Annotated in this window: 23 protein-coding genes; 9 read left to right on the forward strand and 14 right to left on the reverse strand. The window is 72.0% G+C overall.

The annotated features are described in order from the left end of the window. Nucleotides 1-74: 74 nt before the first annotated feature. On the reverse strand, nt 75-719 hold the full coding sequence (gene pdxH, locus EDD93_RS07100) for a pyridoxamine 5'-phosphate oxidase (protein WP_123527624.1): 645 nt from the start codon (nt 717-719) through the stop codon (nt 75-77). Nucleotides 720-977: 258 nt separating this feature from the next. Here pdxH and EDD93_RS07105 point away from each other — a divergent pair, with 258 nt between their 5' ends. The 3 genes from EDD93_RS07105 to EDD93_RS07115 all read left to right on the forward strand — a co-directional run bounded on the left by EDD93_RS07105 (nt 978) and on the right by EDD93_RS07115 (nt 3,836). Next, complete coding sequence (locus EDD93_RS07105) at nt 978-2,087, forward strand: citrate synthase 2 (protein WP_123524344.1); 1,110 nt, start codon at nt 978-980, stop codon at nt 2,085-2,087. Nucleotides 2,088-2,370: 283 nt separating this feature from the next. Continuing rightward, complete coding sequence (locus tag EDD93_RS07110) at nt 2,371-3,036, forward strand: hypothetical protein (RefSeq protein ID WP_123524345.1); 666 nt, start codon at nt 2,371-2,373, stop codon at nt 3,034-3,036. A 71-nt stretch (nt 3,037-3,107) separates the two neighbouring features. After that, entirely contained in the window at nt 3,108-3,836 is a 729-nt protein-coding gene (locus EDD93_RS07115; protein ID WP_123524346.1) for a HEAT repeat domain-containing protein, read from the forward strand. Between the two features lie 61 nt (nt 3,837-3,897). Here the strand turns inward: EDD93_RS07115 and EDD93_RS07120 are convergent, their stop codons facing one another. Beyond that, a complete protein-coding gene (locus EDD93_RS07120; RefSeq protein WP_123524347.1) occupies nt 3,898-4,251 on the reverse strand; it encodes a beta/gamma crystallin domain-containing protein in 354 nt (117 codons plus the stop codon). Between the two features lie 268 nt (nt 4,252-4,519). Here EDD93_RS07120 and EDD93_RS07125 point away from each other — a divergent pair, with 268 nt between their 5' ends. Then, nucleotides 4,520-4,723 (forward strand): hypothetical protein, encoded by a 204-nt coding sequence (locus EDD93_RS07125; RefSeq protein ID WP_123524348.1) that lies wholly within the window; start codon nt 4,520-4,522, stop codon nt 4,721-4,723. Here the strand turns inward: EDD93_RS07125 and EDD93_RS07130 are convergent. Further along, entirely contained in the window at nt 4,678-5,205 is a 528-nt protein-coding gene (locus tag EDD93_RS07130; RefSeq protein WP_123524349.1) for a cupin domain-containing protein, read from the reverse strand. The genes EDD93_RS07125 and EDD93_RS07130 overlap by 46 nt on opposite strands. A gap of 565 nt (nt 5,206-5,770) precedes the next feature. Between EDD93_RS07130 and EDD93_RS07135 the strand changes: the two genes are divergently transcribed. After that, a complete protein-coding gene (locus EDD93_RS07135) occupies nt 5,771-6,055 on the forward strand; it encodes a hypothetical protein (RefSeq protein WP_123524350.1) in 285 nt (94 codons plus the stop codon). A 267-nt stretch (nt 6,056-6,322) separates the two neighbouring features. Here EDD93_RS07135 and EDD93_RS07140 read toward each other — a convergent pair whose 3' ends face one another. Further along, nucleotides 6,323-7,228, reverse strand: coding sequence for a S41 family peptidase (locus EDD93_RS07140; RefSeq protein WP_123524351.1), 906 nt, complete (start codon nt 7,226-7,228; stop codon nt 6,323-6,325). A 57-nt stretch (nt 7,229-7,285) separates the two neighbouring features. On the opposite strand from EDD93_RS07140, the gene EDD93_RS07145 reads away from it, so the two are divergent. Next, the gene (locus EDD93_RS07145) at nt 7,286-7,852 is read left to right on the forward strand and encodes a helix-turn-helix transcriptional regulator (RefSeq protein WP_123524352.1); all 567 of its coding nucleotides are present in this window, start codon (nt 7,286-7,288) and stop codon (nt 7,850-7,852) included. Nucleotides 7,853-7,905: 53 nt separating this feature from the next. Here the strand turns inward: EDD93_RS07145 and EDD93_RS07150 are convergent, their stop codons facing one another. Beyond that, nucleotides 7,906-8,085, reverse strand: coding sequence for a DUF397 domain-containing protein (locus EDD93_RS07150; protein WP_123524353.1), 180 nt, complete (start codon nt 8,083-8,085; stop codon nt 7,906-7,908). Between the two features lie 491 nt (nt 8,086-8,576). Here EDD93_RS07150 and EDD93_RS07155 point away from each other — a divergent pair, with 491 nt between their 5' ends. Continuing rightward, a complete protein-coding gene (locus EDD93_RS07155) occupies nt 8,577-9,596 on the forward strand; it encodes a MarR family transcriptional regulator (RefSeq protein ID WP_123524354.1) in 1,020 nt (339 codons plus the stop codon). Between the two features lie 9 nt (nt 9,597-9,605). Here the strand turns inward: EDD93_RS07155 and EDD93_RS07160 are convergent, their stop codons facing one another. Next, nucleotides 9,606-11,060 carry an MFS transporter gene (locus EDD93_RS07160; RefSeq protein WP_123524355.1) on the reverse strand — a complete coding sequence of 485 codons (1,455 nt, stop codon included), beginning with the start codon at nt 11,058-11,060 and terminating at the stop codon, nt 9,606-9,608. A gap of 139 nt (nt 11,061-11,199) precedes the next feature. Here EDD93_RS07160 and EDD93_RS07165 point away from each other — a divergent pair, with 139 nt between their 5' ends. After that, nucleotides 11,200-12,123, forward strand: a complete 924-nt coding sequence (locus tag EDD93_RS07165) for a LysR family transcriptional regulator (protein WP_123524356.1) — start codon at nt 11,200-11,202, stop codon at nt 12,121-12,123. Nucleotides 12,124-12,156: 33 nt separating this feature from the next. Here the strand turns inward: EDD93_RS07165 and EDD93_RS07170 are convergent, their stop codons facing one another. Then, nucleotides 12,157-12,699 carry a GNAT family N-acetyltransferase gene (locus EDD93_RS07170; RefSeq protein ID WP_123524357.1) on the reverse strand — a complete coding sequence of 181 codons (543 nt, stop codon included), beginning with the start codon at nt 12,697-12,699 and terminating at the stop codon, nt 12,157-12,159. 230 nt (nt 12,700-12,929) lie between these two features. Between EDD93_RS07170 and EDD93_RS07175 the strand changes: the two genes are divergently transcribed. Next, a complete protein-coding gene (locus EDD93_RS07175) occupies nt 12,930-13,622 on the forward strand; it encodes a 4'-phosphopantetheinyl transferase (RefSeq protein WP_260255647.1) in 693 nt (230 codons plus the stop codon). 37 nt (nt 13,623-13,659) lie between these two features. Here the strand turns inward: EDD93_RS07175 and EDD93_RS07180 are convergent, their stop codons facing one another. The 7 genes from EDD93_RS07180 to EDD93_RS07210 all read right to left on the reverse strand — a co-directional run bounded on the left by EDD93_RS07180 (nt 13,660) and on the right by EDD93_RS07210 (nt 23,298). Continuing rightward, a complete protein-coding gene (locus tag EDD93_RS07180) occupies nt 13,660-14,265 on the reverse strand; it encodes a TetR/AcrR family transcriptional regulator (RefSeq protein ID WP_123524358.1) in 606 nt (201 codons plus the stop codon). After that, complete coding sequence (locus tag EDD93_RS07185; protein WP_123524359.1) at nt 14,253-14,990, reverse strand: enoyl-CoA hydratase family protein; 738 nt, start codon at nt 14,988-14,990, stop codon at nt 14,253-14,255. Before EDD93_RS07185 ends, EDD93_RS07180 begins: the two co-directional genes overlap by 13 nt. Continuing rightward, nucleotides 14,987-16,612, reverse strand: coding sequence for a 4-coumarate--CoA ligase family protein (locus tag EDD93_RS07190; protein ID WP_123524360.1), 1,626 nt, complete (start codon nt 16,610-16,612; stop codon nt 14,987-14,989). The genes EDD93_RS07185 and EDD93_RS07190 overlap by 4 nt, the downstream gene beginning before the upstream one ends. Nucleotides 16,613-16,779: 167 nt before the next feature. After that, nucleotides 16,780-17,940 (reverse strand): acyl-CoA dehydrogenase family protein, encoded by a 1,161-nt coding sequence (locus EDD93_RS07195; protein WP_123524361.1) that lies wholly within the window; start codon nt 17,938-17,940, stop codon nt 16,780-16,782. Then, nucleotides 17,937-19,973: a biotin carboxylase N-terminal domain-containing protein gene (locus EDD93_RS07200; protein WP_123524362.1), complete on the reverse strand. Its 2,037-nt coding sequence runs from the start codon at nt 19,971-19,973 to the stop codon at nt 17,937-17,939. Before EDD93_RS07200 ends, EDD93_RS07195 begins: the two co-directional genes overlap by 4 nt. Nucleotides 19,974-19,984: 11 nt before the next feature. Further along, nucleotides 19,985-21,583 carry an acyl-CoA carboxylase subunit beta gene (locus EDD93_RS07205; protein ID WP_123524363.1) on the reverse strand — a complete coding sequence of 533 codons (1,599 nt, stop codon included), beginning with the start codon at nt 21,581-21,583 and terminating at the stop codon, nt 19,985-19,987. Then, nucleotides 21,580-23,298 carry an acyclic terpene utilization AtuA family protein gene (locus EDD93_RS07210; protein WP_123527626.1) on the reverse strand — a complete coding sequence of 573 codons (1,719 nt, stop codon included), beginning with the start codon at nt 23,296-23,298 and terminating at the stop codon, nt 21,580-21,582. Before EDD93_RS07210 ends, EDD93_RS07205 begins: the two co-directional genes overlap by 4 nt. Nucleotides 23,299-23,300: the final 2 nt, after the last annotated feature.

Below are 23,300 nucleotides of genomic sequence, written 5' to 3' on the forward strand. Positions count from 1 at the left end.
CTCGCCGGTTAGTCCGGCCGGCCCCTCCGCAAGGAGGGACCAGAGCCTGCGGGTTTCTGCGTGTCCGGGGCGTCCTACGGACACAGCCGCTCGACGCGCCACGCGGCCCCGTCCACCCCGTCCGCGTCCTCGCGTACGTAGCGCAGCCGGTCGTGCAGCCGGTTCTCGTGGCCCTGCCAGAACTCGATCGTGCCGGGGACCACCCGGAAGCCGCCCCAGTGCGGGGGCGCCGGGACCTGCTCGCCCTCCGGGTAGCGGTCCGACAACTCCTCGTAGCGGCGGACCAGCTCCTCGCGGGAGCCGATCACCGAGGACTGGGCGCTCGCCCAGGCGCCGAGCTGGGAGCCGTGGGGGCGGGTACGGAAGTAGGCGGCCGTCTCCTCGCGGCCGACGCGGGACGCGGTGCCGGTGACGATGACCTGGCGGGCCAGCGGGTGCCAGGGGAAGAGCAGCGACACGCGCGGGTTGGCGGCCAGCTCACGGCCCTTGCGGGACTCGTAGTTGGTGAAGAAGACGAAGCCGCGCTCGTCGTACATCTTCAGCAGCACCGTCCGGGAGGACGGCGCGCCGTCGGGCGTCGCCGTGGACACCACCATGGCGTTCGGCTCGTGCAGCGCTCCGCCTGCGGCGATCTGCCGGAACCAGCGGGCGAACTGCTGCATGGGATCGGCGGCCAGGCTGTCCTCGGCGAAGCTCTCGGAACGGTACTGCTCGCGCATAGCGGCCGGATCGGTGGTGGAATCGGAGGAGGAATCTGCGGTGGACACACGCTCATCCTGCCGCAGCCGCCGAGTCTGCCCGGCGAGGAGGGCCGCCAACCGTTCCGGGAGTGATCCGGGAGGAATCCGGGAGAGATCCCGGGGAGAACGGGGAGCTGTGCCGGATGTCACGCTTCCCGGTCACGTCGGAACCCGCCAATATCGTGAGGCGGGCCCGTCACGGCCCGCCCGCAGCCGCCGATCCGAGGGAGCCGCCTGATGTCCGACTTCGTACCCGGACTCGAAGGAGTCGTCGCGTTCGAAACGGAGATCGCCGAACCCGACAAGGAAGGCGGTTCGCTCCGCTACCGCGGGGTCGACATCGAAGACCTTGTCGGCCACGTGTCGTTCGGCAATGTCTGGGGGCTGCTGGTCGACGGGGCGTTCAACCCCGGTCTGCCGCCGGCCGAGCCCTTCCCGATCCCGGTCCACTCCGGTGACATCCGGGTCGACGTGCAGTCCGCGCTGGCGATGCTCGCGCCCGTGTGGGGCCTGAAACCGCTCCTGGACATCGACGAGGAGACCGCGCGCAACAACCTGGCACGGGCGGCCGTCATGGCGCTCTCGTACGTCGCCCAGTCGGCGCGCGGGCAGGGGGTGCCGATGGTCCCGCAGAGCGAGATCGACAAGGCGCACTCCGTCGTGGAGCGGTTCATGATCCGCTGGCGCGGCGAGCCGGACCCCCGCCACGTGAAGGCCGTGGACGCCTACTGGACGTCCGCCGCCGAGCACGGCATGAACGCCTCCACGTTCACCGCCCGCGTCATCGCCTCCACCGGCGCCGACGTGGCCGCCGCGCTGTCCGGCGCGGTGGGGGCCATGTCGGGCCCGCTGCACGGCGGCGCACCGTCCCGCGTCCTCGGCATGATCGAGGAGATCGAGCGGACCGGGGACGCCACCGCGTACGTCAAGAAGGCCCTGGACAAGGGTGAGCGGCTGATGGGCTTCGGCCACCGCGTCTACCGCGCCGAGGACCCCCGCGCACGCGTGCTGCGGCGCACGGCCGAGGAGCTGGGCGCACCGCGCTTCGAGGTGGCCCAGGCCCTGGAGAAGGCCGCGCTGGAGGAACTGCACGCGCGCCGCCCGGACCGGGTGCTGGCGACGAACGTGGAGTTCTGGGCGGCGATCATGCTGGACTTCGCCGAGGTCCCGGCGCACATGTTCACGTCGATGTTCACGTGTGCCCGTACGGCGGGCTGGTCGGCGCACATCCTGGAGCAGAAGCGGACGGGCCGCCTGGTGCGGCCGTCGGCGACGTACATCGGCCCGGGGACGCGCAGCCCTCGGGAGATCCCGGGGTTCGATCAGCTGGCGGACCTGGGCAACTGACCGCCCGGAGCCGGGCAACACATCGGGGGCCCCGCCTCGTCGAAGGGCGGACGGCCATCGGCGGCCACCGGCTCCACGACCCGGCGAGCCGTGCCGCAGCCGTCGCACGCCTGTGGCATGCCTGTGTCATTTCCTGCCCATTCTGAGATGCGTCAGAAGCGGTGCGGCGACGGACCCCGTCGCCGCGCCGCTCCGGCACGTCCGGCCGAGTGGCCGAGTGCTCTGTCCAGTTGTTGAACGCATCGGCTGCCCTGTCGGGCGGCTCTCTGTCAGTTAGGTCGAAATGACACACAAGGGACGCATACTCCTCGCGGCTGCTCTCACCACCATGGGGCTCGGGCTCACAGCCTGCAATGACAGCGACGACTCGGCCTCGGCACCGGACTCGCCGTCGGCTTCCGCCCCGGCCTCGGCCGACCCGGCGGCGTCCGACTCGGCGGCGGCGGACCCGAGCAGCCCGTCCGCGGACCCCGGCGACGACGGTGCCGCCCCGGTCGGTGACGTCACCGCGCCGGGCACGAAGCTCAAGGTCGGCGAGAAGGCGGTGCTGCCGTTCAAGTACGGGACCGACAAGAAGGGCACCATCGCCGTGACCGTCACGGCGATCGAGAAGGGCGCGGAGGCCGACATGGCCGGATTCGGCGCGAAGGCGAAGGGCATGACGCCCTATTACATCCGGATGAAGGTGGAGAACGTCGGCGGCACCGACCTGTCGTACTCGTCGCTGAAGCTGCGCGGCGAACTGGCGGACGGCGGCCCCACGGGCATCGTGCTGATCGGCGACCTCCCGGGCAAGTGCGACAACGACGGGGCGCCGCAGGACTTCAAGGCCAAGGGCGCGTCGTACGAGTCCTGCTCGCTCAGCGCCACGAAGACGGCGCCCATCGCGGCCGCCTCGTTCGACGAGGGCGACGCGTACAGCGACAGCCCGGTCCTCTGGACCAACTGAGCATCCCCTCCCGTGCCTCGCGCGCCGGGCGTCCCGTCCCCGACGGAACGCCCGGCCGGAAGGAACCTCACGTGACCTCCCGCCTCGAAGACCTCGTCCGGCAGATGGACGGTGGCACGGAGGAGTCCATGGACGCGCGCGCCGAGCTGATCCACATCGGGCGCCCCGCCGTTCCGGTCATCGTCGACGGCCTGATGTCGCTCGGCCGGTTCGGCCGGCTGACGGCCATCGAGGTCTTCGAAGCGGTCGGGGACGTGCGCTGCGGACCCGCGTTGACCGGACTGCTCGTCAGCGAGGACAGCACCGAACGGGAGTGGGCCGCCACGGCCCTCGCGGACCTGGGCATCAGGGACGCGGTCGGGCCCCTGCGGGACGCGTACCGCGCCTGTGTGCGGCGGGCGACGCCGCCGGACCTCAGCGAGCCGGTCGCCTTGCGTGCGGCCCTCGCCGGCCTCGGCGCCCGCCAGCCGGTCCTGCCCGCGTCGATGGAGGGCCTGCGCGCCACGACGCCGCCGGCGATCGGTCCCGCGTGGCCGGCCGTCCACTGCGACGCGCTCGTGAACGCCCTCGCCGGCCTGGACCAGGTCGTCCTGCACACCGCGTTCTGGGCCGCGGACGGCGACGCCGTCCACCTGGTCCACGGCCCCCGGCTGGACTGGGACCTCGACTGGACGTCGCCGTGGCCGGAGTTGGTGGAATCGGCCCGCGAGTGGGCACTGCTCGAAGCATCCGACACCCCCGCCGGCGAGAACATCGTGGTGACCGCCGAATGGATCGACCGCACCGATCTCCATCTGTGACCGCCGCTGTCCATTCGGGCGCCGGAGCGCGGGGCCCGAATGGACAGCGCCCACAGAGAGGTCAGAGGATTTCGATGTCCTTGACCTTCGGCGGGTTGTTCGGGAACGTGATGTCGGTCCACCGGTTGATGCGCACGGAATCGCCGTTGGCGTCGTAGTAGATGAGGTCGTTGTTGCCCGTCGAAATGCGATCGACCCACCAGTTGCCGAAGCCGGTCCGGCCCTTGTTGGCGTAGCAGTCCACGCTGGTGCGGCCGTCCAGGTGGGACCAGACCTTCAGGAAGTTCTCCCCGCCGCGGCACTCGACGTGGTCGATCGCGAAGGCGTTGCTCGTCGGCGTGACCATCGTGACCGCCGCGGTGGCCGCGATCGCCACACCCACGGAACGGGCGATCCTCTTCGTCTTTGAAATCACAAGATCTCCTTCATCCGATATTCTGCATTCGGCATTCAGATTCGAACGGGAGAGCCATGCCGCCGCGAGCGAACAGAGGGACGTCGAAAACCCGTCCGATCGCTGCGAATTACCTTTACTCCCGTTCCCCTTTCCTGCATGACGAAGATCGCGCAAGGTGGCTGCACATAGCAATCACCCGCGACTCCAGGTCTGGAAATAGACCCTTAAATGTCCAGATCGAGATGTGCGGGCGCTTTGCCGGAATTTCGCCGTTGCGGGAGTTTCGATGCGCCCGGAGCTCGTCGTCCTGGTGACCGAGCCCTGCATCGCCAAGGCGCACAGCCCGGCGTTCGCGTACTACCGCGACGGGCGCCTGATCACCGCCTTCAGCTTCGAGACCCTGTCCCACTCAGTGGGCGACGAGCCCGGCCTGCTGACGGGCGGCTACTCCGCCCGGCCGTCCCCGGAGTCGAAGTCCTCCACGAAGTAGCTGTCGTGCCGGATACGGAACTCCTTCAGCTCCTCGGGGCCGCGCTGCGACATCTCCGCGACCTGCTCGAAGTACTCCTCGCGCGGGGCGCCCGGGGAGAAGAGCATGAGCATGGACATGGGGGCGTCGGTCACGTTCTTGAACGCGTGCAGACCGCCGACCGGCACGTACAGGAAGTCGCCCTCGCGGCCGGTGACCCACTTCTCGCCGTTGAAGAGCTCCAGTTCGCCGGAGAGGATGTAGAAGGACTCCGACATGGCCCGGTGGAAGTGAGTCTTCGCTCCGGCCGAGCCCGGTCCCAGCACGCCTTTGTAGAGGCCGAATTCGCCTCCGGTCGATTCCTGCGTGGCGAGGTAGCTGGTCGATCCCCCGGGCGACGAGACCTCCGGCGGGGTGTCGGCCGGCCGGAAGGACGCGTTCACTTCGCCCCCGGTGCCGTGGTAGCGGGGCTCCGGGTACCGCATGCTCTCGATGTACGACATCACGCACTCCTTCTTGGCAGGTTCAAGAAAAGAATGTCCGTCCGCTCCGGGCTGCCGCATCGGGCCCGCGAACGATCCTCGCGGGCCGGGGGCCGAGGTCCGGCGCCCTAGGACGCGGCCGGGAAAGCCGTCAGCGGTCGCTGCCGAGCCGCCCGCGTTCTCGTCCTCGAACCGGGTCTCGGCGATGCCGAAGTTGCGACGGAGAGAAAGGCTGCGCAGGCTGGAACGGGACGGGACCGACGTACCCCCCCAGTCTTGCCCGACGGCCCACCCGGTCGGACCGGTGGAGCCACCGGTCGGCTGTGAGGGCGGGCAAGCCGCGTGCGACGTCCGGCTCGAGGCCACGACGTACCGGCCTGGCCTGGGTCGCGCGTTGACGACTGCGCCCACTCGCTGCGGCGCGCGACGGCGCGGTCAATCACGCGGTCCGCACGCCCACCGTCGCGGGCGAACCCGGCCCGGTGGGGGACCGAGTCCCTCCGCAGGCCTGCGGAGGGACGGAGCAGGACAGGAACAGCCCTGGTCCGTGAGCGGACCCGGGCGCGAACCGGAGGAGGCCGGACCCATGGCACACCACCACAAGGCCAACCGAACCGTCGAGGGCGACCCCGACCACGGCCACGGCCGAGGGATGCCCCGGCGGCCGGACGAGGGCGAGATGCGGAAGCGGACGGCGCGTGACCAGGAGGAAGCGGGCCGCTCCGCCGAGCATACGGAGAGCCCCGACGAGGTGTACCGGGCCGCGCAGGACGAGGTTGACCGCCAGACGGAATCGGGCGAGATGCCCTCGGCCGCAGGCACCCGGAAGGACCGCGACCCGTTCCCTCCCACCAGCCACGGAAAGCAGTAGACGGGTTGCCCGGGTCCCTCGGCCGATCAGCCGAGGGACACGATGGTCGCGACCGTCGGCCCGTCGGGCGCGTCGCACCGAATCACCCGGTCGCTGTCCCACCAGCGCGCGACCGAGCGGGCTGTCGGCCGTGCCCAGCGTCCGGCACAGCACCTCCGGCATCACCGCGGTCCGGAACGGCTACCGCGTGCCGTGTCGTCAGCGGCCGTCAGTCGCGCACGACCTCAGCGTCGCCGCGGACGCCGCTGCTCCGCGGAACGGTCCGGTTCAGCCCGCCAGTCGGGCGAGGGCCAGCGTGTGCGCCTGGCCGAGGGAGTCGGCGGCGGCGCAGGGGACGTCCGGCTGCACGCCGACTCCCTCCCAGTTCGTGCCGGACACGGGGTTGACGGCGCGGCCGAAGGGGACGGTGGCTTCGAGATGCGGGTGCACGGTCCAGCCCTGGCACGGGTGCGCGCCGCCCCGGGTGCTCTCGCCGACGACCACGGCGCGGCCGAGCTGCTGGAGGTCGTACGCCAGCTCCTCGGCGGCGGAGAAGGTGCTGTCGCTCGTCAGCACGTACAGCGGCTTTGTGCCGCCGAAGCGCGCGCCGGGAACGTGCGGCGGGCTCCAGGACTGTTCGGTCCGCTCGCCGCCGCGCCAGTACATGGTGTTGAGGTGGGTGCGCTCGTCCAGCAGGTATCCGCAGACGAAGGCGACCGTGTCCGGGTCGCCGCCCCGGTTGCCGCGCAGGTCCACGATCAGCGCCTCGGCGCGGGAGGCCAGGGTGAGGGCGGCGCTCAGCGGTTCTGCGGCCCACTCCAGCGGGAACAGCATCGGCGCGAGCTCCACCGCGGCGACCCCTCCGTCGAGCAGTTCCACCCGGGGCACGCCGCCCAGCGAGGTGTCGAAGTCCCGGCGCATGGCGTCCAAGGTCGCCGCCCCTTCCTTCGGGGGCACCGGCTCCGCGTGGTGCTTCAGCCTCAGGTGCCGGTCACCGTTGCCGGACTGAAGGTCCGCGGTGACCAGACGGGACAGCTCCTCGGCGTCCTCGACGTCGTACGCGCCCTCGGCAAGGCGTCGTTGGAGCAGGGCCGCTATCTGTTCGGCCGTCTCGGGGAAGACGTATCGCTCGGTCAGGAGCCGGACCGTCTCGTCGATCACGAGGGCGGGCTGAAGCTTCGTCGGTGTCGTCATGGGAGGGAGTACAGCACCCCACTTGCGAAAGCGTCAAAGCTTTTAGACACTTTCGGTATGCGAGATCAGCCTTCCCACTCACCGCCCCCCGAGGACATCCTGGAGATCGGCGCGCCCGAGCAGTTCGCCGCCCTCGCCCACCCGTTGCGTCAGCGGCTGCTCTTCGCCCTGGGCCACCGGCCCGCCACCGTCAGCAGGCTCGCGGTCCAGCTCGACGCGAAGAAGGGCAACGTCGCCCACCACCTCAAGGTGCTCCGCGAAGCCGGGCTGGTCCACATCGCGGAGACCCGCCAGGTCCGCGGCGGCACCGAGCAGTACTACCAGCGCACGGCCCGCCACATGGTCGTCGCCGAACCACAGGCGGCCGGCACCGCCGCGATGCTCGCCGCGGTTGCCCAGGAGCTGGACCGCTCCCCGGTCGAACCCCTCTTGACCCTGCGCCATCTGCGCCTCAGCCCCGCGAAGGCGAGACAACTGGGAGAGGCCCTCGCCGGACTGGTCGACGACGCCGAGGAGGACGGCGCGGAAAGCGGGGCGGAGATCGGGGAGGAACAGCCTGTGCACGGCGCGTTGGTGGTGCTCTACCAGCAGGCCCTGCCGACCAGTACCATCCCGCCCGCCTAGGGCCTGTCTTCTTCAAACTGCCGTCGTCGCCCGAAGGGCGGTCGGGCGGCGCCTCAGCTGCTGACGTGCGCGGTGAACGCGGACCAGGCGGTGGGCGGGAGGGCGAGGGCCGGGCCGTCGGGGTTCTTGGAGTCGCGGACGTGCACGGCGGCGGGGTGCGCGGCGACTTCGACGCACTGGCCGCCCTCGCTGCCGCTGTAGCTGGACTTGAACCACGTGCGTTCAGTGCTCATCGTTCCCCCAGCTCTCCCAGCTCTCCCAGCTCTCCAAGCAGACGGTCCAACAGGCCCAGAAAATCTGTACAGGTCCCCTGTCGTCGGCCGGTCCGGCCGCGAGGCTCCTGGTCCGAAGCTCGCAGCTCGGGTCCCGAGCCTCGGGCTTCGGGAGGGGTGGTTCACTCGTTCGAGCGCACGCAGGGGTGGGTTCGGCCCGGGGCTCGGAGCTTGGGACCCGGGCTGCGAGCCCCGAGCTCCGAGATTCGAGCGCCTTCTTTTAACCGGTAGGGAAAGAAGGGTGGTTGGGAAAACCTCCCCACCTCCCAGACCCGCCCCCCGGCTCGTCCCCCTGACCCGCCCCTGACCTGTCGCGGGCAGCAAGTATGACTAATGGTGACGGCTTGCGACAGAGCGTGGCGACTGTCTACGGTGCGAGAAACTAAACGACCCCGACGCGGTGTAATCAGCACCGAGCCGGGGTCTGACCTCAAGATCGGGAAAGACGATCCGTGGCTGTTCAGAACTTTAGTCCCGCCCTGCCCGCGTCCGCTGTGTCGCCCCCGCACCCGATGTCCCATCCCGGTTACGGCAAGCGCACCGTGCCGGACGAACTCCCGCCCCGCGCTGATAATTTCGCGCTGTTGCCGTTGCGGGAGCGGTATGTCGCCGGGTTCATCGAGCGGCTGCCCGAGGGCGCCACGATGAGCGTGAAGGCCCTCGCCAAGCAGATCCCGCTCTACGGACAGCAGGCCGTCGGCTCGGCGCTGACCGCGCTGTCCGTGGCCGGGCACCTGCGGCGCGTGCGGTGTGCGGTCGGCGAGGGCGACCAGGTGCGGTGGGTGTTCAGGACCTACTGGTCGCGGACCCCCCGGGGCGACGCGTGGTGGGCGGCGCACCTGGCCCCCGGGAGCGTGAACCAGGAGGACTGCGCGCCCGTGGCGATGGCGGAGGCTGAGCCCGTGGAAGCTGCGGTGGCGGTGCCCACGCAGCGACCCCCCGAGCCGGAACGGCCCGCGCCCGCACCCGTGCCCGTACCGACGTCCCCGTCGTCCCCGTCGCCCCCCTCGCCCGCGTACCTCGCGCTCGCCGGGCTCGGACGGGTCGATGCGCGCCTGGCGCTCTCCGCCGCCGACTGCACGGCCATGGAAGCCCTGGCCCAGCGGTGGTTCGCACGCGGCGTGGACGCCGACTACCTCACCCGTGCCCTCACCGCCGGACTGCCCGCCCACGTCGACTCGCCCCTCGGCCTCGTCCGCCACCGCCTCACCACCAAGATCCCGCCCGCACTCCCCACCACCCCCACACCGCCACCCGCCAACACCCCCACCCGCCGCGTGATGATGGAGTGCACCCAATGCGGCACCCCCGGCCGCCCCGAAGCACTCCCCGACGGCCTCTGCCACCCCTGCCGCGAACCCGCACCAACCCCCGGCACCCCGGCGGAACCGGCAGACCCCGCGAGCCGGCCCGCCGAACGCGACGTCACCACCCTCGTCGCCGGACTCCGCGACCTCCTCAAATCCCCCTGAGGCGTGCGATCAGCGGGAGGCCGGGAGTTCGTCGGTGGCGCGGTCGGCGGGTCCGTACGGCGTGACCGGCGTGGTGGCCGGGCGGGTGCGCAGTCCGAAGGCGCTAATCAGCGCGGCGAGCAGAACTGCGACGAGGGGAACCCACAGAGCGGCCCGGTAGCCGTCGAGCAACGCGGCGGGTGAGGCCGACGAGGTGGCCGAGACGTTGACGGCGGTGACCGTCGCGAGGCCGATCGCGGCGCCGAACTGGAAGGAGGTGTAGAGCAGCCCGCCCGCCAGGCCCTGCTCCTCGTCCTTTACGCCCTCGGTGGCGACGATGGTGAGCGGCCCGTAGGCGAGGGAGAAGGCGGTCCCCAGGATGATCAGGCTGGGGAACATCGCCAGGTACGTCCAGTCGGCGCCGACCGGCAGGAACAGGGCGTAGGCGAGTGCGGCGAGGAGCAGGCCGCCGAAGATCACCCGGGCGTTCCCGAAGCGGTTCACCAGCCTGGGAGTGAGGACCGGGGAGAGGATCGCGTCGACGCCGATGACGATCATCGCGAAGCTGCTCCGGAGGGTCGACCAGCCGCGCAGTTCCTGGAGGTACAGGACGACCAGGAACTGGAAGCCGAAGAAGGCGGCCGCGAAGAGCAGTCCGGCGAGGTTGGCGCGGACCAGGGCGCCGCCTCGGAAGATACCGAGGCGGACCAGCGGGGACGCGGAGCGGCGCTCGATGACGATGAACGCCACAAGGCCGGCGAGGCCCGCGCCGAGTGTGCCGAGGGTCCAGGCGAGGCCTGCGTGGGTGGCGCGCTCCACGCCGAGGACGGTCAGGACGATCGCGGCGGTGATGCTGACGCCACCGGCCAGATCGACGCTCCGTCCGCCGCGGTCGGGGCGCGGCGACTTGGGCACGATGGCGAGCGCCGCGAGCAGGATCAGCGCGGAGAGCACGACCGGGGCGAAGAACACCCAGCGCCAGTCGACCGCCGTGAGCAGCCCGCCGACGACCAGTCCGATCGAGAAGCCGCCCGCCGCGGTGCCGGAGTAGACGAGCAGCGCCTTGTTGCGCTGCGGGCCCTCGGCGAAGCTGGTGGTGATGATGGACAGGCCGGCCGGAGTCATGAAGGCGGCGGCCACTCCGGTGACGAACCGGGCGAGGATCAGCAGCCACCCTTCGGAGGCGAAGCCGCCCAGACCGGAGAAGAGCAGGAAGACCAGGAGCCAGAAGACGAACATCTGGCGGCGCCCGAAGAGGTCGGCGGCGCGTCCGCCGACCAGCATGAAGCCTCCGTATCCGAGGACGTAGGCACTCATGATCCACTGGAGGGAGCCGGTGGACAGGCCGAGGTCGGCACGGATGGACGGCAGGGCCACATTGAGCATGCCCACATCGATGCCCTCCAGGAAGATCGCACCGCACAGGACGAGCAGGACGCCCCACTCGCGTGTGCCCAGAGCATCCGCTGATTTCTGACGACTCATGTCGGTTCGGTTCCTTGATGGCGGGAGGAAGGCTCTCGGTTCGCTCACCATCGGGCCGGGCGTGTGGGGGAACAACGGCGAAGATCGCAATGTTCGTTCAACCAGGCTTACCGATCCGATGTGACCTGGGGGAACGTCGATGGAACGCGATGAACTGGAGTGCTTCCTCCTGCTCGCGGACGAGCTGCACTTCGGCCGTACGGCTGACCGGATGCGGCTGTCCCGGGCCCGGGTGAGCCAGCTCGTGCAGCGTCTTGAGCGCCGCGTCGGCGCTCCGCTGTTCATTCGTACCAGCCGCCGTGTCGCCCTCACCTCGCTCGGCCGGCAGCTGCGCGCCGATCTCGAACCGCACCACCTCGCCATCGAAGCCGCCCTGGCACGGGCCGTCACCACCGCGCACGGCATCGACACCGTGCTGTACGTCGGCTTCTCGAACCCGCTGACCGGCGAGATCGTCATGAAGGCGACGGAGGCCTTGCGCGTCAGCCACCCCACACTCGCCGTCGAGTTCTGTGAGGTGCCGCTCGCCGATCCCTACGGGCAGCTACGCAGGGGCGAGTACGACATTCAGCTCACCGAACTACCCCTGAATGAACCGGACTTGCACGGCAGCATCACATTGATGAGGGAGAGGCGCGTCCTCGCGATCGGCTCGGCCCATCCGCTCGCCGCCCGGGACTCGGTGTCCCTTGAGGATCTGGCCGACGTGCCGCTGCTCACGATCGACGGCAAGGTGCCCGACTACTGGCTCGAACACCATGTCCCCGCGCACACACCGAGCGGCCGGCCGATCGCCCGCGGCCCCGGCATGACCAATATGCAGGAGGCGCTGATGCTGGTCACCAGCGGCAAGGGCGCGCTGATCGCACCCGCGCACACGGCGACGTACCACGCCCGCCCCGGTGTTGCCTATGTCGGCTTCGCGGACGCGCGACCGACCGGTTACGGCCTGGTGTGGCGGGCCGGGAACCTCAGCGGTGCGGCGGAGGCCTTCGCCGGAACCGCCCGCGAGGTGGCGAGGGTCATGGCACAGGGCGGGCCCGGCCTCTCAGCCGACGTGTGAAGCCCGCGCCCGCCGTCGTTGCCCCCCGTGCGGTCAGGGGCGGCTCAGCCCCCATGTCTGCAGGACGTACGGGCGCCCCTTCTCCTCGCCCTCGATCAGGGGTACGTCGAGCAGGCTGAAGCCCGCCCGCGTGGCGACCCCGACGCTCGCGGCGTTGTCGGCCTCCAGCTCCAGGATCACCTGTTCCACCCCGAGCTCCTCGAAGGCGTACCCGGACATCACGCGTACCGCCCGTGCCGCCAGACCGTGGCCCCGGTGGGCCGGGCCGACCGCGTAGCCGAGCTCTGTGCCCTCGGGGGCGCGGCGCAGCATCACCTCGCCGAGCGGGGCGCCGCCGTCGACGGTGATCGCGAGCAGGATGGTCGAGCCCTCCGTCCGCAGCCGGCGGGCCTTGTCCAGGCGGGCTCGGGCGGCCGCCTCGTCGAACGGCGAGACGATCGGGGTCCAGTGCGCGACGTCGGGGTGGTCGAACAGAGCGGGCATCGCGGCCAGGTCCGACTCCGTCCAGTCGCGCAGGACGAGGCCCTCCCCCGTGAGCTCGATCCGGTCGGGAAAGGGTGCTGCGGTGCTGCTCATGACGCGGGGCCTCCCTGGCCTGTTCAGGACGGGACAGGATATCCACGCGCGGCACGGGGCACCCCGAGGGCCGTGCCCCGTGCCGTGCCCTGCCGGGCTCCGTGGAGCCGTTTCCCTGAACGACGAGCCCTTTGAACCGCCTTGTGGCATCGCCCCCGGCGGCCCGGGAAGCGGCCTCGGAACGCTGCCATAATGCTGACCGACCACAACCGGACCGGGAGGCGTGGCGGGTGATCGAGGCGATGGCCCACGGACCGCTGCCCGCCGGGGTGGCCTTCGCCGAGGCCTTCACCGACGCGGGGGACGCGGGCTCGATACGGCTGTTCCCCGAGGAGGAGGCGTACATAGCGGGTGCTGTCGAGAAGCGCCGGCGGGAGTTCACGACGGTGCGCGGCTGTGCGCGTCAGGCCCTGCGGGAGCTCGGCAGGCCGCCCGCCCCGCTGGTGAGCGAGGAGCGGAACGCGCCCCGGTGGCCGGACGGGCTGGTGGGGAGCTTCACGCACTGCCTCGGCTACCGGGCCGCGGCGCTGGCGCCTGCCGATGCGTTCTGCGCCGTCGGGATCGATGCCGAGCCGGACGCGCCGCTGTCGGCGGAGGTCGCGGCCCGGATACTGCTTCCCGTGGAACGGGACGCCGTCGCGGCGCTGGAGCACGCCGGGCCCCCGGTGGCGTGGGACCGGCTGGTGTTCTGCGTCAAGGAGGCCGTGTACAAGGTCTGGCACCCGCTGACCGGCCGGCAGTTGTCCTTCTCGGACGTCGCGGTGGAGCCACGGGCGGACGGTACGTTCACGGCGCGGCTGCGGGTCTCTGCGCCGCCCGCCGGCGGCCTGCCGCCGGCGTTGTTGCAGGGGCGGTGGGCGGCCCGGCACGAGCTGCTGACCGTGGGCATCGCCGTCCCGGCCCCGGGCGCGGCCGGGGGCTGACCGGGTACCGCCGCTCCCGGCGTGCCCGGCAGCCGCGTCATCGCGTCCCGCTGCCCAGCGCTTCCTCGATCATCGCCGCCCACTGCTCCACCACCCGGCGGCGGCGGGCGGTGTCGTCGGTGAGGACGTTGGCCAGGCCCAGGCCGCGTGCCATGTCCAGGAGCCCCTGGACCGTTTCGCGTACGCCGGGGCGGTTCTCGTCGGCGTGCAGGAGGCCGACGGCGATGCGGTGGGTCTCGCGGCCCACGCGGGCTTCGAGTTCGGTGACGCGGGGGCGGAGCTGCTCCTCGTTGGAGGCGGCGACCCAGAGCTGGAGGGCGGCGCGGAAGAGCGGCCCGGTGTAGAGGTCGACGAGGGCGGCGACGACCGATGCGCGGTCCTGGTCGGGCAGGGCCCGCAGGGCGGCGGAGCGTTCCTCCGCGACGTACTCGACGGCGGCGGTGAACAGGTCCTCGCGGGTGGGGAAGTGGTGCTGGGCCGCGCCGCGCGAGACCCCGGCGCGTTCCGCGACGACGGAGACGGTGGAGCCCGCCCAGCCGTGTTCGGCCAGGCAGGACACCGCGGCTTCCAGGAGCCGCTTGCGGGTGGCCCGGCTGCGGTCCTGCTTGGGGCCGGGGCTTCTGCCCTGTGTCACCACACCCATGCGGGATCCCGTCGTTCGAGGAAGGCCGTCATCCCCTCGCGGGCTTCCTCGGAGGCGAAGAGGGCCGCCGATCGGGCGATGACGTCGTCCGCGTGCTGGTCGAAACTCTCCAGCACACTAGCCGCGACCAGCTCCTTCGACGCCCGCAGCCCCTGTGGGGAGGCCCGGCGCAGTCCGTCGAGCACGGGGGCGAGTGCCTCGTCCACGTCCCCGTCGGCGGCCAGCGTGATGAGGGAGATCCGGGCGGCCTCGGCGGCGTCGAAGCGTTCGCCGGTGAGGTAGTAGCGGGCGGCGGCGCGCGGGTCCATGCGCGGCAGCAGGGGCATCGAGATGACGGCCGGGGCGAGGCCCAGGCGGGATTCGGTCAGCGCGAAGGAGGCGCCGGGCCCGGCCGCCGATATGTCGCAGGAGCCGAGCAGTCCGAGGCCGCCGGCCCGGACGTGGCCGGTGACCCGGGCCACGACCGGTTTGGGCAGCGCGACGATCTGCCGCATCAGCGCGACGAAGGCCGCCGGGTCGGCGGGCGCGGTGAGGTCGGCGCCCGCGCAGAAGGTGTTGCCGGTGTGGGTGAGGACGACGGCCCGGACGGCGTCGTCGGCCGCGCACGCGGCGAGCGCGGCCGAGAGCTCGCCGACCAGTCGCGCGGACAGCGCGTTGCGGTTGGCCGGCGAGTCCAGGGTGAGGGTGGTGATGCCGCGCTCGTGCGTGGGGGCGGCCAGGGTCATGGGGTCTTCTCCGGGGTGTCGGGGGCGGTGCGGGCCTTCTCGCGGTCGCGCAGTTCGCGGCGCAGGATCTTGCCGGAGACGGCGCGCGGTACGGCGTCGATGAACTCGACCTGCCGGATCTTCTTGTACGGGGCGACGCGCTCGGTGACGTAGGCCATCACGTCGTCCGCCGTGAGGTCGACGGGGGCGACGGTCCCCCGGCGGACCAGGAAGGCCTTGGGGACCTCGTTGCCGTCGGCGTCGTACACGCCGATCACGGCGGCGTCGGCTATGGACGGGTGGCCGAGCAGCAGTGCCTCCAGCTCGGCGGGGGCGACCTGGTAGCCCTTGTACTTGATGAGTTCCTTGACCCGGTCGACGACGAACAGCCAGCCGTCCTCGTCCACCCGTCCGATGTCCCCGGTGTGCACCCAGCCGTCGGAGTCGATCATCGCGGCGGTGGCGTCGGGGCGGCCGAGGTAGCCCTTCATCACCTGCGGGCCGCGGATCAGGATCTCGCCGTCGGTGCCGGTTCCGGCGTCCTCGCCGGGGGCGTCGAGGGAGACGATGCGCATCTCGGTGTTGGGCAGCAGCGTGCCGACGGCCCCGGGCGGCGGGTTCTCCGCGGCCAGCGGGACGACGTGGGTGCCGGGCGACAGCTCCGTCATCCCGTACGCCTGGCGCACGGGCGGCAGGCCGAGGCGGCGCGAGCAGGCGGCGGCGAGTTCGGCGTCGAGCGGGGCGGCGGAGCTGACGATGTACTCCAGCGAGGACAGGTCGTACCGGTCGACGACCGGGTGCTTCGCGAGGGCCAGCACGATCGGCGGGGCCACGTACAGGCCAGTGATGCGGTGCGTCTCGATCGCGGTGAGGAACTGGGCGAGGTCGAAGCGCGGCAGGACGACGACGGTGGCGCCGGTCCGCAACGGTGCGTTCATCAGGGCGGTGAGCCCGTAGATGTGGAAGAAGGGGAGCACGGCCAGGATGCGGGCGTCGGTGCCCATGGGGACGAAGGGGCGCAGCTGCTCCAGGTTGGTGGCCATGGAGCGGTGGGTGAGCATGACGCCCTTGGGGATGCCCGTGGTGCCGGAGGAGTACGGCAGGGCCGCGATGTCCTCGGCCGGGTCGATGGTGATCATCGGCTCGGGGGCGGTGGTGGCGAGCATGTCGAGGACCGAGGTGTGGCCTTCGGCCCGGTCGCAGACGAAGATCTCCTCGATGCCGCCGACGAGTTCGGCCGCGCGGCGGGCGGTGTTCAGGAGCGGGGACACGGTGACGATCCAGCGCGCGGAGGAGTCGCGGAGCTGCCCCGCGAACTCCTCGGCCGTGGCGAGCGGGTGGGCGGTGGTGACGGTGGCTCCGGCCCGGGTGGCGCCGAAGAAGACGGCCGGGTAGGCGATGGTGTTCGGGCTGTGCAGGGCGAGCACGTCGCCCTTGACGAGTCCGGCGGCGGCCAGTCCCGCGGCGATCTTCCGGTGGAAGGCGTCGAGCTGCCGGTAGGTGAGCCGGCTGTTCTCGTCCGTGCCGTCGATCAGGGCGACCCTGTCGCCGAACTCTGCGGCGGCCTGGCCCAGCACCGCGTCGTGGATGGCCGTGTCGAGTGGCAGGACGTCGGGGTAGTCGCTCCGGAACACGTGCGCCATGACGGGGAGTCCCTTCGATGCGGAATGGCGGGGCGGCAGCGGCGGGAGACGGGCCGCCGCCCCGTACGACGCGTGGCGAGATGGCGTGCGGCGCCGGGCCGGGGCCCGGCCGCCCCGCGGTGGGTGCGGCGGGTCCCGTACGGCGTGGAGGGACAGAATGGCGGCTGTCAGTACGACTTGGGGAGACCCAGGGACTGATGGGATACGTAGTTCAGGATCATTTCCCGGCTGACCGGGGCGATCCGGGCCACCCTGGACGCGGTGATCAGGGAGCCGAGGCCGTACTCGCGGGTGAGTCCGTTGCCGCCGAGGGTGTGCACGGCCTGGTCGACCGCCTTCACGCAGGCCTCGCCGGCCGCGTACTTGGCCATGTTGGCGGCCTCGCCCGCGCCGATGTCGTCGCCGTCGTCGTAGAGCCGGGCGGCCTTCTGCATCATCAGGCGGGCCAGTTCGAGTTCGATGTGGGCCTGGGCGAGGGGGTGCGCGATGGCCTGGTGGGCGCCGATGGGCTCCTTCCACACCTGGCGGGTCTTCGCGTACTCGACGGCGCGGCCGAGCGCGTAGCGGCCCATGCCGATACCGAAGGCGGCGGTCATGATGCGTTCGGGGTTGAGGCCAGCGAAGAGCTGCAGGAGGCCCGCGTCCTCGTCCCCGACCAGCGCCTCGGCGGGCAGCCGTACGTCGTCGAGTACGAGCTCGAACTGCTTCTCCGGCGCCTGGAGTTCCATGTCGATCTGCGAGCGCTGGAAGCCGGGGGCCTCGCGCGGGACGATGAACAGACAGGGCTTGAGCTTGCCGGACCTGGCGTCCTCGGTGCGGCCGACGATGAGTGTGGCGTCGGCTATGTCGACGCCGGAGACGAAGACCTTGCGGCCGGTGAGCACCCACTCCTCGCCGTCGCGGCGGGCGGTGGTGGTGATCCGGTGCGAGTTGGACCCGGCGTCCGGCTCGGTGATGCCGAAGGCCATGGTGAGGCTGCCGTCCGCGAGGCCGGGCAGCCACTGGCGCTTCTGCGCCTCGGTGCCGAAACGGGCGATGACGGTGCCGCAGATGGCGGGCGAGACGACCATCATCAGGAGCGGCGAACCGGCCGCCCCCAACTCCTCCAGAACAATGGAGAGTTCGGCCATCCCGCTGCCTCCGCCGCCGTACTCCTCGGGGAGGTTCACGCCGAGATAGCCGAGCTTGGCGGCCTCCGCCCACAGCTCGCGGGGGTGGGCGCCGTCGCGGACGACGGAGGTCATGTAGTCGCGCCCGTACCGCTTGCCCAGGGCGGCGACGGCTGCGCGCAGGGCCTGGTGCTCTTCGGTTTCGAGGACGGTGCTCATGCGGTCTCCTCAGCAGGTGCGGATGCGGTTTCCGTGACGACTGCGTGGTCGGGCCGCTCGGTGACGACGGCGAGCAGCGCGCCGACCTCCACCTGAAGGCCGGTGGTGGCGTGCAGGGCGGTGAGGGTGCCGGTGGCGGGGGCGAGGATGCGGTGCTCCATCTTCATCGCCTCCAGCCAGATCAGCGGCTGCCCGGCCGCGACGGCGGCTCCGGCGGCCAGCCCCTCGGCCAGGCGGACCACGGTGCCGGGCATCGGGGCGAGCAGGGAGCCGGGCTCGGTCCGCTCGGCGGGGTCGGTGAACCGGGGCAGGGCGGTGAAGGCGTACAGGCCGGTGGCGGTGTCCACGTACCGCCGGTCGCCGTGGCCCCGGATGTCGAAGTGCCGGGTGACACCACCGGATTCGAGGCTGACGCGGGCCCGCCCGGCGGAGACGACACGGATGCCGTCCGTGCCGAGGGTCTGGCCGTCGCAGGCGCCGTCCGTGCCGAGGGCCAGGCCGTCGCGGGTGGGGCGGTAGGCGATCTCGTACTCGGCGCCGTCCGGTTCGCTGCGGTAGCGCCTGAGCTGGGGCTGCGAGGGGAGGTTGCGCCAGGCGCCGAAGCGGGCGGGGCCGGCCGGGGTCCCGCCGCCGGTGCCCGGCGCGGTGCCGCCGGAGGCCTCGGCGACGGCGGCGGCGGTCGCGGCCAGTCGCACCGCTGCCTCGTCGGGCGCGGGGGTCAGGGCCGCCAGGTGGCGTGCGTAGAAGCCGGTGTCAAGGCGGGCCGCCACGAAGTCCGGGTGGCGCAGGGAGCGCACGAGGAGGTCACGGTTGGTGACCGGGCCGTGCACGCGGGCGCGTTCCAGGGCGCGGGCCAGCAGGCGCACGGCCTCGGCGCGGGTGGGGGCGTGGGCGATGACCTTGGCGATCATCGGGTCGTAGTGCACGCCGATGGTGTCGCCGCCGGCGTACCCGGTGTCCAGGCGCACGCCGGGCTCGTCCGGCACCTCGAACGAGAGCAGCGCCCCGGTCTGTGGCTGCCAGTCGCGGGCCGGGTCCTCGGCGTAGAGCCGGGCCTCGACGGCGTGCCCGGCGGGCTGCGGGGGCCCGGCGGCGGGCAGCGGTTCGCCCTCGGCGGTGCGCAGCTGGAGGGCGACCAGGTCGAGGCCGAACACGGCCTCGGTGACCGGGTGTTCGACCTGGAGCCGGGTGTTCATCTCCAGGAAGTACGGCCGCCCGTCCTCGGTGACGAGGAATTCGACGGTGCCGGCGCCCCGGTAGCCGACGGCCCGTGCGGCGGTCACCGCGGCGGTGTGCAGCCGCTCGCGCAGCCCGTCGTCCAGGCCGGGTGCGGGGGCCTCCTCGATGACCTTCTGGTGGCGGCGCTGGAGGGAGCAGTCGCGGGTGCCGAGCGCCCAGACGCCGTCGTGCGCGTCGGCCATGATCTGGACCTCGACGTGCCGGCCGCGCTCCACGTACGGCTCCGCGAAGACCTCACCGTCTCCGAACGCGGACAGCGCCTCGGCGGCAGCGGCGGTCAACTCGCCTTCCAGGTAAACCAGTTCGCGTACGATCCGCATGCCCCGGCCGCCGCCGCCGGAGGCCGCCTTGAGCAGCAGCGGCAGGTCCTCGGCGTGGGCCACGGCCGGGTCGACGGGGGCGAGGAGCGGCACCCCCGCGGCGGCCATCAGCTCCTTGGCGCGGGTCTTGGACGCCATCAGCTCGATGGCCTTGACCGGCGGGCCCACCCAGAGCAGCCCGGCGTCCTGGACGGCGGCGGCGAAGCCGGCGTTCTCGGAGAGGAAGCCGTACCCGGGGTGGACGGCGTCCGCGCCCGCCGCGAGGGCGGCGGCCACGACGAGGTCGCCGCGCAGATACGTGTCGGAGGGGGCGGCCCCCGGCAGCCGTACGGCGGTGTCGGCCTCCCGTACGTGCAGGGCGCCGGCGTCCGCGTCGGAGTACACGGCGACGGTGGCGATGCCGAGGGCCCGGCAGGTACGGAAGATCCGGCAGGCGATCTCGCCCCGGTTGGCGACGAGCAGAGTGGTGATCATGGTGTGGGCCCTCACATCCGGAAGATGCCGAAGCCGCCGCGGGCGCCCTCGACCGGTGCCGTGTGGATCGCGGACAGGCACATCCCGAGGACGGTCCTGGTGTCGCGCGGGTCGATGACCCCGTCGTCGTACAGCCGGCCGGACAGGAACATCGGCAGGGACTCGGACTCGATCTGCTGCTCGACCATGGCGCGCAGTCCGGCGTCCGCCTCGTCGTCGTACGGGCGTCCCTTCGCGGCGGCCGAGGCGCGGGCGACGATCGACAGCACCCCGGCCAGCTGCTGCGGGCCCATGACGGCGGACTTGCTGCTCGGCCAGGCGAACAGGAAGCGCGGGTCGTAGGCCCTGCCGCACATGCCGTAGTGCCCGGCGCCGTAGGAGGCGCCCATCAGGACGGACAGGTGCGGGACCTTCGAGTTGGACACCGCGTTGATCATCATCGCGCCGTGCTTGATGATGCCGCCCTGCTCGTACTCCTTGCCGACCATGTAGCCGGTGGTGTTGTGCAGGAAGAGGAGCGGGATGTCGCGCTGGTTGGCGAGCTGGATGAACTGCGCCGCCTTCTGCGACTCCTCGCTGAACAGCACGCCCTGCGCGTTGGCGAGGATGCCGACGGGGTAGCCGTGCAGCCGGGCCCAGCCGGTGACCAGGCTCGTCCCGTAGAGCGGCTTGAACGCGTCGAAGTCCGAGCCGTCGACCAGCCGGGCGATAACCTCGCGCGGGTCGAAGGGCACCTTCAGATCGCCGGGGACGATGCCGATCAGCTCGCCCTCGTCGTATTTCGGCGGCTCGGCGGGCCCCGGATCGGCGTGCGCCTTGCGCCAGTTGAGACGGGCGACGATCCGCCGGGCCTGCCTCAGCGCGTCCTGCTCGTCGGCGGCGAAGTGGTCGGCAAGGCCGGAGGTGCGGGCGTGCATCCCGGCGCCGCCGAGCGACTCGTCGTCGCTCTCCTCGCCGGTGGCCATCTTCACCAGCGGCGGGCCGCCGAGGAAGACCTTGGACCGCTCCTTGATCATGACGGTGTGGTCCGACATGCCGGGCACGTACGCCCCGCCCGCCGTGGAGTTGCCGAAGACGACGGCCACGGTCGGGATGCCGGCGGCGGAGAGCCGGGTGAGATCGCGGAAGAGCGCCCCGCCCGGGATGAAGATCTCCTTCTGCGAGGGCAGATCGGCCCCTCCGGACTCCACCAGGCTGATGACGGGCAGCCGGTTGGCGAAGGCGATCTCGTTGGCGCGCAGGGCCTTCTTCAGCGTCCAGGGGTTGGAGGCCCCGCCGCGTACGGTCGGGTCGTTGGCGGTGATCAGGCACTCCACGCCCTCGACGACCCCGATCCCGGTGACGAGCGAGGCGCCGACCGCGTAATCGCTGCCCCAGGCGGCCAGCGGCGACAGCTCCAGGAACGGGGTGTCCTGGTCGACGAGGAGCTCGATGCGCTCGCGGGCCAGCAGCTTGCCGCGCGAGCGGTGCCGCTCGACGTACTTCTCGCCGCCGCCCTCCAGCGCCTTGGCGTGCGCGGCGTCGAGGTCGGCGAGCTTGCCGAGCATGGCCGCGCGGTTCGCGGCGTATTCGGAGCTCGCGGTGTCGAGCCCGGTGGGCAGGACGGTCATGCGTGCACCTCCGGTGGGAGCAGGGCCACGGGTATCTCCAGGTGGCGTGAGCGGAGCCACTCCCCCAGGGCCTTGGCCTGCGGGTCGAAGCGGTGCTGGGCGGCGACGCCCTCGCCGAGCAGCCCGTGGACGGTGAAGTTCAGGGCGCGCAGGTGGGGCAGGACATGGCGTACGACGGTGAGCGGCGCGGTCTCCGGAAGGAGTTCCCAAAAGCGCTCGACGGTGAGTTCGTGGGCCAGCCAGCGCCAGGCCGCCTCGCTCCGGACCCACACCCCGACGTTCGCGTCCCCGCCCTTGTCGCCGCTGCGGGCACCCGCGACGAGCCCGAGCGGGGCGGTACGGGTGGACTGCCCGGCCGCCAACGGTGCGGGCAGCGGCGGCTGTTCGAGCACCTCGACCTCCCGGGTCCGGGCGGCCGGCTCCTGCGCCTCGCGCCGCCCGTCGGGCAGTACGGCGAGGTGCGTGACGTCCTCGGCCGGTACGTAACGGGCCTCGAACACCCCGTAGGGCGCGCCCTTTCCGGGCGGCGCCGTGACGTGGAAGCCCGGGTAGCTGCCGAGGGCGAGCTCGATCGCGGCGCCGGACAGGGCCCGCCCGACGGCGTCGGGGTCCTGGTCGCGGACGACGAGCCGGAGCAGGGCGCTCGCGGTCTCCTCGGTGCCGGCGTCGGCCCGGTCGGTGCGGGCCAGCTCCCACCGCACCTCGTCCGGCTGCCGCCCGGCGCGCGCGAACGCGTCGGCGATCTGGTCCCTGACGAGCCCGGCCTTGGCCTCGACGTCGAGGCCGGTGAGGACGAAGACGACCTCGTTGCGCCAGCCGCCGAGCCGGGTGAGTCCGGCCTTGAGGGTGGGCGGCGGGGCCTCGCCCCGCACCCCGGAGATCCTGACCCGGTCGGGCCCTTCGGGGGTCAGCCGTACGGTGTCGAGCCGGGCGGTGACGTCGGGTCCCGCGTACCGGGCGCCGCCGGTCTCGTACAGCAGCTGGGCGGTGACCGTGCCGACGTCGACGACGCCGCCGGTGCCGTCGTGCTTGGTGATGACGGAGGTGCCGTCGGCGTGTATCTCGGCGACGGGGAAACCGGGGCGCCGCAGGTCGTGGCCCCGGAAGAAGGAGTAGTTCCCGCCGGTGGCCTGGGTGCCGCACTCCAGTACGTGCCCGGCGACGACGGCTCCGGCGAGCGCGTCGTGGTCCTCGGGCCCCCAGCCGAAGTGGGCGGCGGCGGGGCCGGTGACGAGGGCGGCGTCGGTGACCCGCCCGGTGACGACGACGTCGGCACCGGCCCGAAGACAGGCGGCGATGCCCGCCCCGCCGAGGTAGGCGTTGGCGGTGAGATACCCCTCGGGCACGGGCAGGCCGTCACCCTCGACGTGCGCGACGCGCACGGGCACGCCCACCTTCGCGGCCAGCTCCCGCACGGCGTCGGCCAGTCCGGCGGGGTTGAGGCCGCCCGCGTTGGTGACGATCCGCACCCCGCGCTCCCCGGCCAGCCCGAGCCCCTCCTCCAGTTGCCGCAGGAAGGTGGTGGCATAGCCGCGCGAGGGGTCCTTGAGGCGGCTGCGGCCGAGGATGAGCATGGTCAGCTCGGCCAGGTAGTCCCCGGTGAGGACGTCGAGGGGGCCGCCGGTGAGCATCTCGCGCACGGCGTCGAAGCGGTCGCCGTAGAACCCGGAGGCGTTGCCGATCCGCAGCGGCACGGTCGCCGGCGGCTCGGTCATCG

This window comes from Streptomyces sp. 840.1, from assembly GCF_003751445.1.
In the GTDB taxonomy this organism is placed as follows: domain Bacteria; phylum Actinomycetota; class Actinomycetes; order Streptomycetales; family Streptomycetaceae; genus Streptomyces.